This is a genomic window from Mycolicibacterium rutilum (genome assembly GCF_900108565.1).
GTDB lineage: Bacteria > Actinomycetota > Actinomycetes > Mycobacteriales > Mycobacteriaceae > Mycobacterium > Mycobacterium rutilum.
In genome coordinates this window covers 308,682-321,908 of the sequence record NZ_LT629971.1, presented here as the reverse complement: position 1 = coordinate 321,908, position 13,227 = coordinate 308,682, and the positions used below count along the sequence as shown (strand labels likewise).

Sequence of the window (13,227 nt, the reverse complement as noted above, 5' to 3'; positions counted from 1 at the left end):
CGTACGCGTAGAGCAGGTGATGGACGAATGCCCGACTTCACCGGTCTTGGCCGGGGTCTGGCGAAACGCGCGAAAGACGCCGGACAGCAGGCGGCCTCGCGCGTCGCGCAGGAAATCGACGCGCACCGGGCCGACACCGCGGACCCCCACGACACGGACGAGACCGCGTCGAGCGCCGACGTCCACGCTGAGGCCGGCCGCCTGCAGGCGTTCATCGCCTCGCGTCGGCCCTATCCCGGACCCGTCCAGGGGGAGTGGTCGATCGGCATCGGCGGCCTGCTCGCCGAGCACCCGCGGGTGCCGTCCCAGATGCACGGTCTGGTCCGCAAGCTGGATCGCTATGGCGGGCTTGCCATCAGCGATCGCGGACTGTCCGTCGACGGCGACCACATCGAGTGGTCGTCGGTCACCGAGATCCGCACCCGCAACATCGTCGACTATCTGCTCGCCGACGGGGTGGTCCAGGCGCTCGACGCGCTGCCGCTGCCGCGCTTCCCCGGCCGCAAACGGGTACTCGACGCGCTGTCGAAGGCGGTGTTCACGCTGCTGCTGGCCGCCGCCAAGGAGCAGTTCGACCGCGGCGCCGAGATCCTCATCCCCGCCGAGATCGAGTACCGCGGCGGCCTCAACCGTCGTCGCCAGCTCGCACCCGGCATCCTGGCCGCCCTGGTGCTCGCCGATCCAGCGGTGGCGCAATGCCTACAGGCCACCGCACACGCCCACGGCACCGCGATCGTGCCCGCCGACGACGGGGCGATGCAGACCGCCCAGCAGCGCGCCGAACTCCTCCGATCCAAGATCGGCGCACTCAACGCCCGCTTCCGCTGACCCGATGTCAGCCGTTCGGCCGACAGACAGACAGCAAACAAGGTGAGAACCTAGTCCAGCGCTGAACGCGCGATCTCGGGGTGCCAAGTCTCGGGTGGTACTTGCTTGATCTCTGGGGAGATACGAGTGGATCCTGACTCGACCCAGTTCGGGGGCGGCGCCTCGAATCCGTGGGCGAACGCACGAGGTAACAGCGCGCCCACCTTCCCCGGCAATTCGGTATCCTTCGGCGGTCCTACGCCGGCCCCGTTCGATCCCGGTCCCGTTGGCGGCGGGCCGGTCCCCACTGCCCCTGCGACGCCGAGTCGGCCGCCGAGTGGCGGTGTGACGCTGAGCCGCAACCACCTCCTGTTGATCGGCGGCATCGCTGCCGTCGTGATCGTCGCGATCATCGGTGTGGTGATGGTGACCGGCAACAAGCCGGCGGCCGTGACCACCCCCGCGGGCGGCACCTACGGCGAGGGCAGCTCTGCCGGCGGGTCCGGCGACTGGTCGAGCCCGGAGTACGAGGCTCCCGCACCGGTCCGCGTGGTCCTCCCGCCGGGCGCGGTGGTCTGCAGCGAGTCGGGCTCGGGCCGCTTCTCCGTCGCGGCGAGGGGCAACGACGTCACTTCCTGCCCGTTCGCCGACGCCGTCCGCGACGCGGTGCGCTCCAGCGCCGACTCCTTCCCGCGCACGGTCACCGCCTACAGCCCGGTGACGCAGAAGACCTACGCGATGCGCTGCACCGGAAGCGATCTGGTTACGTGCCGCGGAGGTAACGACGCGGTCGTCTATGTCTACTGACTGGCACGGTCGACCACGACCGACGTGGTGGACCGCGGTGCTCGCCGTCCTCGTCGTCGCGGTCGCCTTCGGCGCGGTGATCATCTTCGGCAAAACCGAACAACCGCAGGCACTTCCGCCCGCAGCGGCTAACACCACACCACCGCCGCCACCACCGGCACCGCTGCCGGCCCCCGCCACCGATGCCCTGACGGCCGACTTCGCCGCCCTGCAGGAGCGGCTCGGCGGCGAGATCGGGATCACCGTCGCACCGGCAGGCGGGAACAGCCCGGGCGTCTCGTTCGGGCCGTGGACGACGGGCGCCGCGTGGTCGACGAGCAAGGTGCCGGTGGCGATCGCCGCCTTCCGCTACGACGGCCTCACCGAACCGTCGCAGGCGATGACCGCGGCCATCACCCACTCCGACAACGCAGCGGCAGAAGCGATGTGGTCCGGTCTGGGTGACCCGCGGACAGCGGCGGACGCGGTCGACGCGGTGCTGCGCGAATACGGCGACCCGACGGTCGTGCAGTCGCAGAGGGTGCGTCCCGGCTTCACCGCGTTCGGTCAGACGCAGTGGGCGTTGACCGATCAGGCGCACTTCGCCGCCGCCGCGCTGTGCGATCCGCGCAACGCGCCGGTCGTCGGCCTCATGGGCCAGATCAGCGGCGACCAGCGGTGGGGACTCGGCGTGATCGACGGCAGCCGGTTCAAGGGCGGCTGGGGACCGACGGAGGCCGGCGGCTACCTGGTGCGCCAGTTCGGCCTGATGCCGACACCCACCGGCACCGCCGCCGTCGCGATCGCAGTGCAACCCGGATCGGGTTCCTTCGGCGACGGCACGGCCGCGATGACCGAGATCGCCTCCTGGCTCGCCTCACACGCCGCCGACGTCCCGAGCGGGAGTTGCGCGACGTGACCGAAACACACACGCAGACAATCGACGTAGCACTGGGAGTTGCTCGTGCATCCTGACCGTGGAAACCGCAGAGCCAATCCGTTCGGTGGTCCGATCAACACCGGCGGAGCGCCGCGCCCCGCAGCCGGGCCCCAGACCACGTGGTCCCGTCCCGGCCCGCCGCCCCCGCCGCCTGCCGGGCCGCCGCCGGAGCCCGCGACCGAGCGGATCGCTCAACCCGTCGAGGACTACCCGGACTTCGCCGAACCCGCTAGCACGACACCGGCTTTGGTCGAGGCCGACGGGCAGTACGCCGCGCTGGTGCACGACTACCAGTACGCCGCCGACATCGTCGAGCGGGCCGCGACGGAGATCGTCGAGGCGTTCATCGGCTCACACCGCGACACCCGCCCGGTGCTCGACCAGATGGCGGCCACCCACGAAAGCGTCATCCGCACCTTCCGCGAGCACTTCGGGCCGGCGCCGTATGCGAGCGGCACGGGAACAGCCACCCAGCCCAACCAGTGGATCGCGTCGGCGCAGGACCTGATCGGGCGCCTCAACGCCCGCCGGGTGCCGTTCACCCGCACCGGACGCGACCAACAACAGAAGGAATTCACCACCGAGACCCAGCAACTTCTGTCGACCTACGAGCCGACGCTCAAGGAGTTCGCGCTGCTGGAATGGCGATACATGGTGTCGGCGGGCAGCGCCCGGGCTGAGGCCATCTACACCTCGGCACTGAGCCGTTCGCCGATGCTTCCGCTGCCGCCGCCACCCATCGGCCCGTACCCGCAACCGGTCGACCGCGAACTCGTGTCGGGTCCCGGCCCGCTGAAGGTCTTCCTCGGCCAGATGACGCCGCGCACCGTGTGGTTCAACTCCACCGCGCAGGGCGGGCACGGCAACGACGACCACTTCATGACGATTCCCGAGCTCGCGATCCCGGTGGTGGTCGACCTCGACGCGATCGGATCGTTCGTCGTCACTGAAGCCGAATGCCTCGAGACCCCCATCCTCAACCTGCTCTCGGCGCTGCCCGCCAACCAGCTGCAGCTGCCGGTCTTCGACCCCGAGCACGGCGGCAACTCGGCCAAATTTCTCTACGGGCTGGGGGATTCGGCCGAACGCATCATCGGCGACCGCGTCAAGACCAGCGACCGCGAGCTCAACGACCTGCTGCAGAGCACCGAAGAGCACATCACGTTCGTCACGCAGCGGTTCCTGCAGGGCGAGCACAGCTCGCTGACCGAATACAACCGCGCTGCAGGCGAAGTCGCCGAGCCTTACCGCATGCTGCTGCTCTACGACTTCCCGTCCGGCTTCGCCCGCGGCGGGCACTACGACCGCGACCAACTCGAACGGCTGCAGAAGATCATCCGCAACGGGCCGCGCGCCGGCGTGTTCACGGTGCTGGTCATCCGCGACAAGGCGGTGCTGACCGACGCGATCGAGAAGCGCAACAACAACTTCAGCGTCGGTACTGATCATCCGCTCGAGCACGTCACCAAGGTCATCCGGGAGCTGCCGTGGTTCATCAGCGGCGGCGGGCTCACCCACCACACGCTGCAGCGGCTGGCGGGTCAGCCCGGTGGGGTGCGGGTGGTGGAGAGCACCGGCGGCGCGCACACGCATTCCGGCGGCGCGCAGGTCAGCGCGGGCACGGTGACGTGGCGGTTCGAGCCGGGCGCGTTGCCGTCGGCGCCCGTGGCGTCGAGCCTGCTCGACTCGGTCAAGCGCAACCTGCACACGGCCGACGATGTGCGGGTCACCCCCGAGCGGGTCGCCGAACTCGCCCACACCGCGCAGCAGTCCGCGGCCGCGACGTTCGGTGAGCGGTTCGTGCCGACGGTGGCGCGGCCCGACAAGCCCGAAACCTGGTGGCGGGCAACCAGCGACCGCGGCGTCACCGGGCACTTCGGCCGCATCGGGGCACGGCAGGTCGCCGACCTGATCCTCGACTCGGAGGTCAACACCTTCGGCGCGCTGATCGGTGGGCGGCCCGGCTCCGGTAAGTCGGTGCTGCTGCACGCGGTGATCATGAGCATCGCGATCGAGTACCCGCCCTCAGAGGTCGAGCTGTTCCTGATCGACTTCAAAGAAGGCGTCGAGTTCAAGCAGTACGCCGACGAGGGGCTGCCGCATGCCCGGGTGATCGCGATCGAATCCGAACGCGACTTCGGGCTGTCGGTGCTGCAGAACGTCGCCCGCGAGATCAACCGCCGCGGTGAGCTTTTCCGCAACGAAGGCGGCGGCGCCACCAACCTGCGCGAGTACCGGGCCCGCACGCGGCAGCCGCTCAAACGCCTCGTGCTGATCATCGACGAGTTCCAGCAGCTGTTCTACCGCGACGACAAGATCGCCGCCGAATCGGCCGAGATCCTCGAGCTGGTGCTGCGGCAGGGCCGCGCGTTCGGCATCCACGTCATCCTGGCGTCGCAGTCGCTGGCCGGGCTGGCCAGCCTCGGCAAGCACGTCCTCGGGTTCATCCCGACCCGGATCGCATTGCAGAGCTCGGAATCGGACTCGCGGCTTGTGCTCGGCGAGGAGAACACCGACGCGCAGACGTTGAGCCGCGCCGGTGAAGGCATCCTCAACCGCAAGGGCGGGCACAAGGACGCCAACGAGCGGTTCCAGGCGGCGTTCTGGGACCCCGACGCGCGCAGTGCGGCGCTGCGGCTGATGACGCAGCGCGCCCGGTCGGCGCGGATGCCCGACATCACCACCGTGTTCGCGGGCCACGAACCCGCCGACGTCACCACGGTTCCGTTCGACGCGCTGGTCCCGCCGCAAGGCGACGCGCGGCACCTCGGCATTCCGGTGGGCCTGCCGCTGACGCTGGACGCGGACCCGTTGTTCACCACACTGCGCCGCGACGCGGGCAGCAATCTGCTGATCGTCGACGAGCAGGGCGGGTCGTCGCTGGCGATCGCGATCGCCAGCGTGCAGCGGCAGGGCGCGGCGGTCGAGCTGCTCGACTTCGGCGGCGACGAGAACGACTGGCCCGCCGTCGTCGACGAACTCGGGGCGCTCGACGACGTGCGGGTGGGCAGGCGCAAGGCGGCGGGGCCGACGCTGACGCGGCTCGCCGGGCTGGTCAACGAGCGGCAGGAGATGGGCGAATATCGCTCGCGCCCAATTGTGCTGGCGCTCGCGGCGATGGGGCGGGCTCGTGACTTCGACCCCAACTCCTACGACGACGACGCGCTGACCAACCTGCTCGGCACGATCCTCAAGGACGGCCCGGAAGTCGGTGTGCACGTGCTGTGCTGGTTCGACCGGCCTGCCGGCATCGGCAAGCGGGTCAGCTCGTCGCAGCTCAACGAGTTCGGGCAGCGGCTCGTCGGGGTGCTCAACCGCGACGACTCCTCGCAGCTGATCGACAGCGAGAACGCGGCGTCGCTGAAGTCCGGTCAGGGCATCTGCGCGGACCTCGACCGCGCCGCCGAATACCGGATCCGCCGGTTCGCGCCGCCGCCGTTGAAGTGGTTCACCGCGATGCGCACCGAGGGCTAGCCGATGGCCGATCGCGCGAAGGTCGAACAGTCCGTCTTCGACTACCTCAAACCCCGGCTCAAGCAGTACGAGACCGAGCACGCCGAGCTCACCCGGGACGTGGCGCGCAGCATCGCGAAGGTGTCCCAGGAGGCCGACGACCGGGTCACCGAGCGGCGCCGCGCCCTCAATCGCGCTGTAGAGCAGCTGGGTTCGTGTGAAGCGGCGGCCGCCGAGGCCGAGGAGCGCGGTGAGTCGGGAAACGACTGCGGCGGATACCGGCGGCAGGTCGCCCAATGCCAGGCCGAGCTGGAGCGGGCCATACGCGGTCGCGCCATGATCGCCGAAGCGGCCGCGCAGTTCCGGCACGCGCAGTCGCGCTACACCAACAAGATGTCGGAGATCCTGCTCGACGGGCAGAAGCTGCTGCGGGCCGCCGCCGAACGCACGGAGGGCTACCAGAAGGCGTCGACGTACGTGCCCGGGACGACACTGCTGTCGGGAACCGGAAACACCGGCGGCGGGCTCATCCTCGACTCCGGTCCACCGGTAGGGCTGAGCAGCAACGGTTTCGGCGGAACGGCGGCCGACCATGGTGCGACTGGAGCTCCGGCGTCATGGAGGGACCGGCCTGGTGTCGAGACGCCGGCGTGGCTCCCCGCGGGCTTCGCCCTGGTTCCGTTGTCGGCCATCGCCGACGACGGCGGCATCACGTCGATCGACGATTTCGCCGACAACCCGAACAAGCATCCGGTCCGCGAGTTGCGATGGGCGGTGAACGCGCTCGATGAAGTGGTGCTGCCCGCGATGCAGCGCAAGGACAACCCGCTGGACTACCTCGAACGGCGCGACGCCGAGGAGGGCCTGATGGGTGCCCGGTCCTACGCGCAGACCTACCGCGGATTCTTCGGTGGCGACGACGCAGTGGCCCTGTCACCGCTGCCCAACGGGACCTTCGATGTGACCAACGGCTACCACCGCATCTTCCTGCTGCGCGAGGCGTACGCCGACCACGTGCCGGCCCGGATCATCGGAGGGTGACATGAGCTGGATCAGCAGCCAGATCAGCATGCTGGAACGCCATCGCGGGTCACGGCGCCAAGCCCGCCTGCACGCGCGCTCGCTGTGGTCGGACCGGGCGGCCGACCGGTTCGAGGACAAACTCTTCGACGAACTCGACCAGGAGGACCGGCGCTTCGACGCCGACCTCAAGCGGCTCGACGCCGCGTTCGACGAAGCCAAGAAGCTCTTGTAGACAACAGATAAGGGGAACGAAATGGCAGGGCGTATCGACACGGACCCGGCGGCGCTGATCGCCATGGCACGTGAACTCAAGAATGCCGGGCAGTCCATCGACCAGTCCATCCGCCGGGTCCGCAGCGCGCTGAACAGCAGCCAGTGGAACGACAACGTGCGCCGCGACTTCGAGAAGAACCTCGAGGCGATCGCACGGATGGCCAAGCAGATCGAGACCGTCAGCGACGAGAGCCAGCGCATGCTGACCCGCAAGGCCCAGCAGTTGCAGGCGTACCTCGGCCGATGAGCGACCTCAATTCGTCACGCACACAGCAGGTTCTGCGTCAGCGGGGTATCGCGATCGCTGCCGGTGGTCTGGCGCTACAGCTGTTGGTCGGGTTGACGTACCTGACCGCGGGATTCGTCGGGCTGATCACGCTGGCGTTGTTGGTCGGCACGGCCGGCGCCCTGATCGTGAGCTACACGTCGCTGACGAACAAGACCGGCCTGGCGGTCATGCTGCAGGTGGCTGCGTTGATTGGTGGACTGGCTTGCATCTTCATGGGCGCGGGCATCATGTTCACGTTCGTGATACAGCTGATCGGCGCGGGCGTCACCTACTTCGGCACCAAGCAACTGGCCGCCGGTCTGGGGCGTTGACCGCATTGTGACGAATTTCGGCCCGATCCGCGAGACGCCAGGCGATTTCGAGACGACGGCCTTCCCCAAGTCCTCGAACAGCGGATTCCCGTCCTCGGCTGCACCCCCGGTCGAGACCGGCTTTGATCCCGGACCAATCGGCGGCACCGTGACCCGTCCCGCCGCGCCGCCACCACCACCCGCCGCAAGCCCGTCGCGCAATCTGCTCTACATCGGTGGCGCCGCGGCACTGGTGGCGATCCTGATCGTGGTCGTGATCGGGTTCAGCGGGGGCGGCGGCGATTCTGATGACTCCGCCGGATCGTCACGGGTGACCAACCCGATCACCGAGACGGCGGAGTCGGAAAGCGGTTCCGGTCAGTGGGGCAGTTCGGGCGACGGGTCGACGGCATCGGGGCCGCGGCAATCGTCGAACGACCTCAACGTCAGTGTCCCGATGAGTCATCCGCCGTGCGACGGTTCGGGAATCGTGGTGCTGGCCAACGCCGTCACCCCGGGCCGGTACGACTCCGAGATCCAGCGCTACCTGAACATGTACCCCGGCTCGTCGTATCTGCGTACCGACGAGTCGTGTTCGTCGCTGCGGCGCCGCGACGACGCCGGCAATCCGATCTACGCGGTGTACCGGCCGGCGGGCCGCACCCAGTCGCAGGTGTGCTCGGCGGTGCGCGCCGCGGGCGGTACTGCGTACGGCAAGTGGCTGGACAACACCACCGACCCGCGCCACATGATCCAGTGCTAGCGAATGTCATCCGAACGGCTGATTGTCCAGACCGGCTGCCTCGGAGACGATTCAGGAACTGTCATCCGATCGAGAGGCTTCATCGTGGAGTGCAAGAAGTGCCATCGTCCGCTGCATGACTGCTCCGGCTGCAACGGCGGCCGCGCCAGTGGTATCGGCGGCAAGCTGACGTGCAGCAAGTGCAACAGCACCGGCGTGGTGTGCAGCCAGCACGGCGGCCACTGGAAGTAACGCGTCGTGGCCACCTGGAATGACGTCGCCAACTACCTTCGCGGCAAGTACAAGATCGCCGAGGACGGCGGCACGATCCTGCGGCTGAACTTCGAACTGTCCGGCGGACGCTCCCAGCAGGTGCTGGTCGGCCGGTCGACGATGGACGCGATCAACGACGAATTCGCCCAGATCGCATCGACTTTCGCCCGCGTCGACAGCGTCGACCTCAGCGCGGTGCTACGGGAGGCCGGCGAGTACGTCGTCGGCGGGGTCGTCGCCTACGGCGACATGCTCGCCGTGCGGCACACGGTGCCGCTGGCCAACCTCGACCTCAACGAGTTCGAGGGCCCGTTCGAGCTGGTGCTGCAGACCGCCGACGCCCTCGAGCAGATGTTCACCGGAGCTGACCGGCACTAGTCGTAGATGACGGCCTCACCGCGCCGCTGCAGCTCGGCGAGGCCGTCGAGCATGGCCTGCAGCTGCTCGGGCGGATGCCCGACCCAGTCGGTGAGTTCGCCGACGATGCGCACGGGCTGACGGGTGCGGTAGGACCGGGTCGGGTTGCCCGGCAGCTTCTTGTCTGTGACGTTGGGGTCGTCCTCGACAGGTCCTTCGGGTTCGACGATGTAGATGCGGCCGGGCCCGTCGCCGGGAGCGAGCTCGGCGCCCCACACGGCGGCATCGAGCGTTTGGGTGAAGTAGACGTGGTTCATGGTCCGGCCCTCCTCGAAGTTCGACGGGCGTCCGGGCATCAGGTAGTCACCGACTTTCAGATCGGCCTTGGTGCCGTGCAGATAGGCACCGGACTCGTGGACTTCGAAGGGTTTCGGCGGGTTCGGCACAGCGGTTCTCCGTAGCTCGCGGGGCGTGGCCGGACGATTGTGCAGCAGGTCAGGGGCCTTGCCGCAAGCCCCACCCCCTGTCGTAAAGTGAGAGGGGGATCGACAGAGGTGGTCGAGTGCGGATCTTGCTTGCAGGAGCCAGCGGAGTCATCGGCCGCCCACTGCTGCAGCGATTGCGCGGCCACGAAATCGTCGGTCTGGTCCACAGCGCAGCGGGTGCGAAAGCCGTCGAATCTTCCGGTGCGACAGCGCTTCTCGCGGATGCCCTCGATCGTGACGCACTCTTGAGGGCAGTCGAGGGGCAGCGAGCCGACGTCGTCGTGCACCAGCTCACCGGCTACCGCAACGCGCCGCCGACGCGCTACGGCGGCAAAGGCGTGCGCCGCACGAACGCGCTGCGCACGACCGGAACGGCGAACATACTCGAGGCGGCCGCGACGGTCGGTGCGCGGCGGTTCGTCACGCAGTCACTGATCCTCGGTTACGGGTTGACCGATCACGGGGCACGCGAGATCACCGAGGAGCAACCGTTCGAGGTACTGCGTGGTGACCGGTCCGATCCGGCGATCACCGCGATGGCCGACGCCGAGAACCTGGCCTTCGCCGCGGATGTCGATGCGGTCGCGTTGCGGTACGGCATCTTCTACGGTCCGGGCGCTTCCGACATGTTCGTCACGATGCTCAAGCGCCGCATGTTGCCGTTGCCGTCGCCGGGCACGGGATCGATCGGCTGGATCCATATCGACGACGCGGTGGAGGCGACCGCCGTCGCGATCGAGAATGTACCGAAGGATCGGGCGTACAACATCGTCGACGACGAACCTGCCGGCTGGGACGTGATGCTCGACGCGATGGCCGCAGCTGTCGGCGCACCGCGCCCGCTGCGGTTACCGGCGGCGCTGGTGCGACTCGGCGCGCCGTTCGCCGCGTCGCAGATGCTCGACATGTCGATGCGGGTGTCGAACGAGCGTGCCGCCCGGGAACTCGAGTGGCGGCCGAAGTTCCCGTCGTATCGGGACGGCCTGAGGACGCTGGCGTCTTAGCGCCGTGGCGTCGAAATAGCACTCAGGGCTGTTGCGGCGACGCAATCACGACCGTGTGTGCTATCTCGGCGCCGACGAAGGAGTTCACCCGGCGTTACCCATCCCGACACGTGTCCACGTCACACTCACCCGACTCATCGGACAACTGAAGAGGATGACGGGTGACAGCGAACTTGGGTCGGGCAGCGGCAGCGATCGTGGTACTGATGGCGGCGGGATGCTCGACCGCCTCGCAGGACGACACACCGACGACGCAGCGCTACCACCGCCTGGCCACCTACCCGGTGTATCTGAACTCGCAGGACCCGGCGCAAGAGACCGTCGCCGAGATCTCGACGGTCACCCCCGACGGCAACACCGTCATCTACACCGACGCCGCCGCCAAGCGCATCGGCTTCCTCGACATCCGTGACCCGGCGAAACCGGTTGGCCTGGGCACACTTTCGCTGACCGAGCTGGGCCACGCCGACGACCAGCCCACTTCGGTGGCCGCTGTCGGCGAGTTCGTCCTTGTCGTCGTCGACACCACCGGCAGCGACTTCGCCCATCCGTCGGGACGGCTCGACGTCGTCCGCACCGCTGATCGCTCCCGGGTGCGCAGCATCGACCTCGGCGGTCAACCGGACTCGATCGCAATCAGCCCGGACGGTGCCTTCGCCGCGATCGCGATGGAAAACCAGCGTGACGAGGAAGCCACTCCACCCGGCAAGGAGGAAGGTGACCTCCCGCAACCGCCAACGGGATTCGTGCAGCTGATCGACCTCGGCGGTGCGCCCGATGCGTGGACGCCTCGCCGGGTCGACTTCGACGTCGACGCCGCCCGGAGCGCGGGGCTCGACACTCCCGAGGACCTCGAACCCGAGTACGTCAGCATCAACTCGCGCGGCCAGGTCGCGGTGACGCTGCAGGAGAACAACGGGTTCGCCATCCTCGACGGCCGCACCGGCACGGTGAACAAGGTCTTCAGCGCCGGAAGCGTCGCCGTCGAGGGCATCGACACCGCCGAGGACGGCGCCATCGACCAGACCGGCTCGATCCCCGACACCCCGCGCGAGCCCGACGCCATCGGCTGGATTGGCGACGACCATGTCGCCACCGCCAACGAGGGCGACTGGAAGGGCGGCACCCGCGGCTGGACCATCTTCGACGCCGCCACCGGCGACGTGGTCTGGGACGCCGGAAACTCCTTCGAACAACTCGCCGTGCGCACCGGTTTGCATATCGAAAGCCGCGCCGAGTCCAAAGGCCCCGAGCCCGAAGGACTTGCGATCACCGAGATCGGCGGCGTGTCGACCGCGCTGATCGCTTCGGAGCGCAGCAATTTCGTCGCCGCCTACGACGTGAGCGACGTGACCGCGCCGGTGTTCCGCCAGATCATGCCGACCACGCCGGGCCCCGAAGGTGTGCTGCCCATCCCGGAGCGCAACCTTCTCGTCATCTCGTCGGAGGCCGACGAACCGGACAACCGCGTGCGCGCTTCTGTCACCGTGTACGGCTACGGCCAGGACCATGAGGAAGCCCTGGGGTTCCCGTCGATCGTCTCGGGCGATGTCGACGGCGTGCCGATCGGCTGGGGCGCGCTGGGTGCTCTCAGCGCCGACCCCGCCGACGAGAACCGGCTCTATACGGCGCCGGACATCGCCGTGGGGCCGTCGCGAATCCTGGGCATCGACCTGTCGCAGACGCTGGCGCTGATCGACACGCAGCTGCCGGTCACCGAGAACGGACAGCCGGTCACGCTGGACATCGAGGGAGTGTCGGCCCGGCCGGATGGCGGGTTCGTGCTCGCGGTCGAGGGTGAGGACGGCCCCGGCAACCAGCTGGTCTACGTCAACGCCGACGGCGGTATCGACCGACGCGTCGCGCTGCCCGACGACGTCTCCCGGGGCTTGGGCGGGCAGGGCCTCGAGGGCGTGGCCGTCGACGGTGACCGGGTCTGGGTGGCCGTGCAGCGCGAGGCCAAGGGCGACCCGAAGGGTGTGGTCCGGCTCGGTCGCTACACCCCGGAGGGCGACACCTGGGAGTGGTTCGGCTACCAGCTGGACACCACGTCCGCCGAGGGCGACTGGATCGGGTTGAGTGAGATCGCCGTGCACGACGGTTCGCTGCTGGTGCTGGAACGCGACAAACTCAACGGTCCCGACGCCCGGGTGAAGGGCATCTACCGGGTCGCGATACCGGACAGCGGGGGAGACACGCTCGAGGTGCTGCCGAAGACTTTGGCACGCAACCTGTTACCGGATCTGCAGGCGCCCAACGGTTACGTGCAGGAGAAGGTGGAGGGTTTCGCGATCGCCGGCAACGGGAAGCTGTACGTGGTCACCGACAACGACGGCCTCGACGACGCGAACGGCGAGACACAATTCCTCGACCTCGGCCCGGCCGGCGAGGCGCTGAAGGGCTGATCGACCGGCGTCACACTCGACGGCGGGTCATGACGCTCACCACGATTGGTACGCGGGTGCAGGCCGTCAGCGCAAAACCCCAACACCCGCGTGACCTGGC

General features: G+C 68.6%; 13 protein-coding genes. 12 read left to right on the top strand and 1 reads right to left on the bottom strand.

Annotated features, from left to right (window positions below):
* Positions 1–27 precede the first annotated feature (27 nt).
* The 10 genes from BLW81_RS01505 (at position 28) to BLW81_RS01460 (ending at position 9,254) form a co-directional block, all read left to right on the top strand.
* Positions 28–828, top strand: coding sequence for a hypothetical protein (locus tag BLW81_RS01505; protein WP_235632145.1), 801 nt, complete (start codon positions 28–30; stop codon positions 826–828).
* Positions 829–1,152: 324 nt separating this feature from the next.
* A complete protein-coding gene (locus tag BLW81_RS01500; protein WP_083405657.1) occupies positions 1,153–1,614 on the top strand; it encodes a hypothetical protein in 462 nt (153 codons plus the stop codon).
* Entirely contained in the window at positions 1,604–2,512 is a 909-nt protein-coding gene (locus BLW81_RS01495; RefSeq protein WP_083405656.1) for a serine hydrolase, read from the top strand. The genes BLW81_RS01500 and BLW81_RS01495 overlap by 11 nt, the downstream gene beginning before the upstream one ends.
* A gap of 45 nt (positions 2,513–2,557) precedes the next feature.
* Positions 2,558–6,007 carry an FtsK/SpoIIIE domain-containing protein gene (locus tag BLW81_RS01490; protein ID WP_083405655.1) on the top strand — a complete coding sequence of 1,150 codons (3,450 nt, stop codon included), beginning with the start codon at positions 2,558–2,560 and terminating at the stop codon, positions 6,005–6,007.
* A 3-nt stretch (positions 6,008–6,010) separates the two neighbouring features.
* Positions 6,011–7,027, top strand: coding sequence for a hypothetical protein (locus BLW81_RS01485; protein ID WP_083405654.1), 1,017 nt, complete (start codon positions 6,011–6,013; stop codon positions 7,025–7,027).
* A 1-nt stretch (position 7,028) separates the two neighbouring features.
* Positions 7,029–7,241, top strand: a complete 213-nt coding sequence (locus tag BLW81_RS01480) for a hypothetical protein (RefSeq protein WP_083405653.1) — start codon at positions 7,029–7,031, stop codon at positions 7,239–7,241.
* Positions 7,242–7,262: 21 nt separating this feature from the next.
* Positions 7,263–7,529, top strand: a complete 267-nt coding sequence (locus tag BLW81_RS01475) for a WXG100 family type VII secretion target (protein WP_083405652.1) — start codon at positions 7,263–7,265, stop codon at positions 7,527–7,529.
* Positions 7,526–7,882 carry a hypothetical protein gene (locus tag BLW81_RS01470; RefSeq protein ID WP_083405651.1) on the top strand — a complete coding sequence of 119 codons (357 nt, stop codon included), beginning with the start codon at positions 7,526–7,528 and terminating at the stop codon, positions 7,880–7,882. The genes BLW81_RS01475 and BLW81_RS01470 overlap by 4 nt, the downstream gene beginning before the upstream one ends.
* Before the next feature lie 7 nt (positions 7,883–7,889).
* Positions 7,890–8,624, top strand: coding sequence for a hypothetical protein (locus tag BLW81_RS01465; RefSeq protein ID WP_083405650.1), 735 nt, complete (start codon positions 7,890–7,892; stop codon positions 8,622–8,624).
* A gap of 237 nt (positions 8,625–8,861) precedes the next feature.
* Positions 8,862–9,254 (top strand): hypothetical protein, encoded by a 393-nt coding sequence (locus BLW81_RS01460; RefSeq protein WP_083405649.1) that lies wholly within the window; start codon positions 8,862–8,864, stop codon positions 9,252–9,254.
* Here BLW81_RS01460 and arr read toward each other — a convergent pair.
* Positions 9,251–9,679 (bottom strand): NAD(+)--rifampin ADP-ribosyltransferase, encoded by a 429-nt coding sequence (gene arr / locus BLW81_RS01455; protein WP_083405648.1) that lies wholly within the window; start codon positions 9,677–9,679, stop codon positions 9,251–9,253. The genes BLW81_RS01460 and arr overlap by 4 nt on opposite strands.
* 116 nt (positions 9,680–9,795) lie before the next feature.
* On the opposite strand from arr, the gene BLW81_RS01450 reads away from it, so the two are divergent.
* Together BLW81_RS01450 and BLW81_RS01445 are read left to right on the top strand one after the other, a co-directional pair.
* The gene (locus BLW81_RS01450; protein WP_157897538.1) at positions 9,796–10,722 is read left to right on the top strand and encodes an NAD-dependent epimerase/dehydratase family protein; all 927 of its coding nucleotides are present in this window, start codon (positions 9,796–9,798) and stop codon (positions 10,720–10,722) included.
* 206 nt (positions 10,723–10,928) lie between these two features.
* Complete coding sequence (locus tag BLW81_RS01445; protein WP_083410252.1) at positions 10,929–13,127, top strand: esterase-like activity of phytase family protein; 2,199 nt, start codon at positions 10,929–10,931, stop codon at positions 13,125–13,127.
* Positions 13,128–13,227 lie beyond the last annotated feature (100 nt).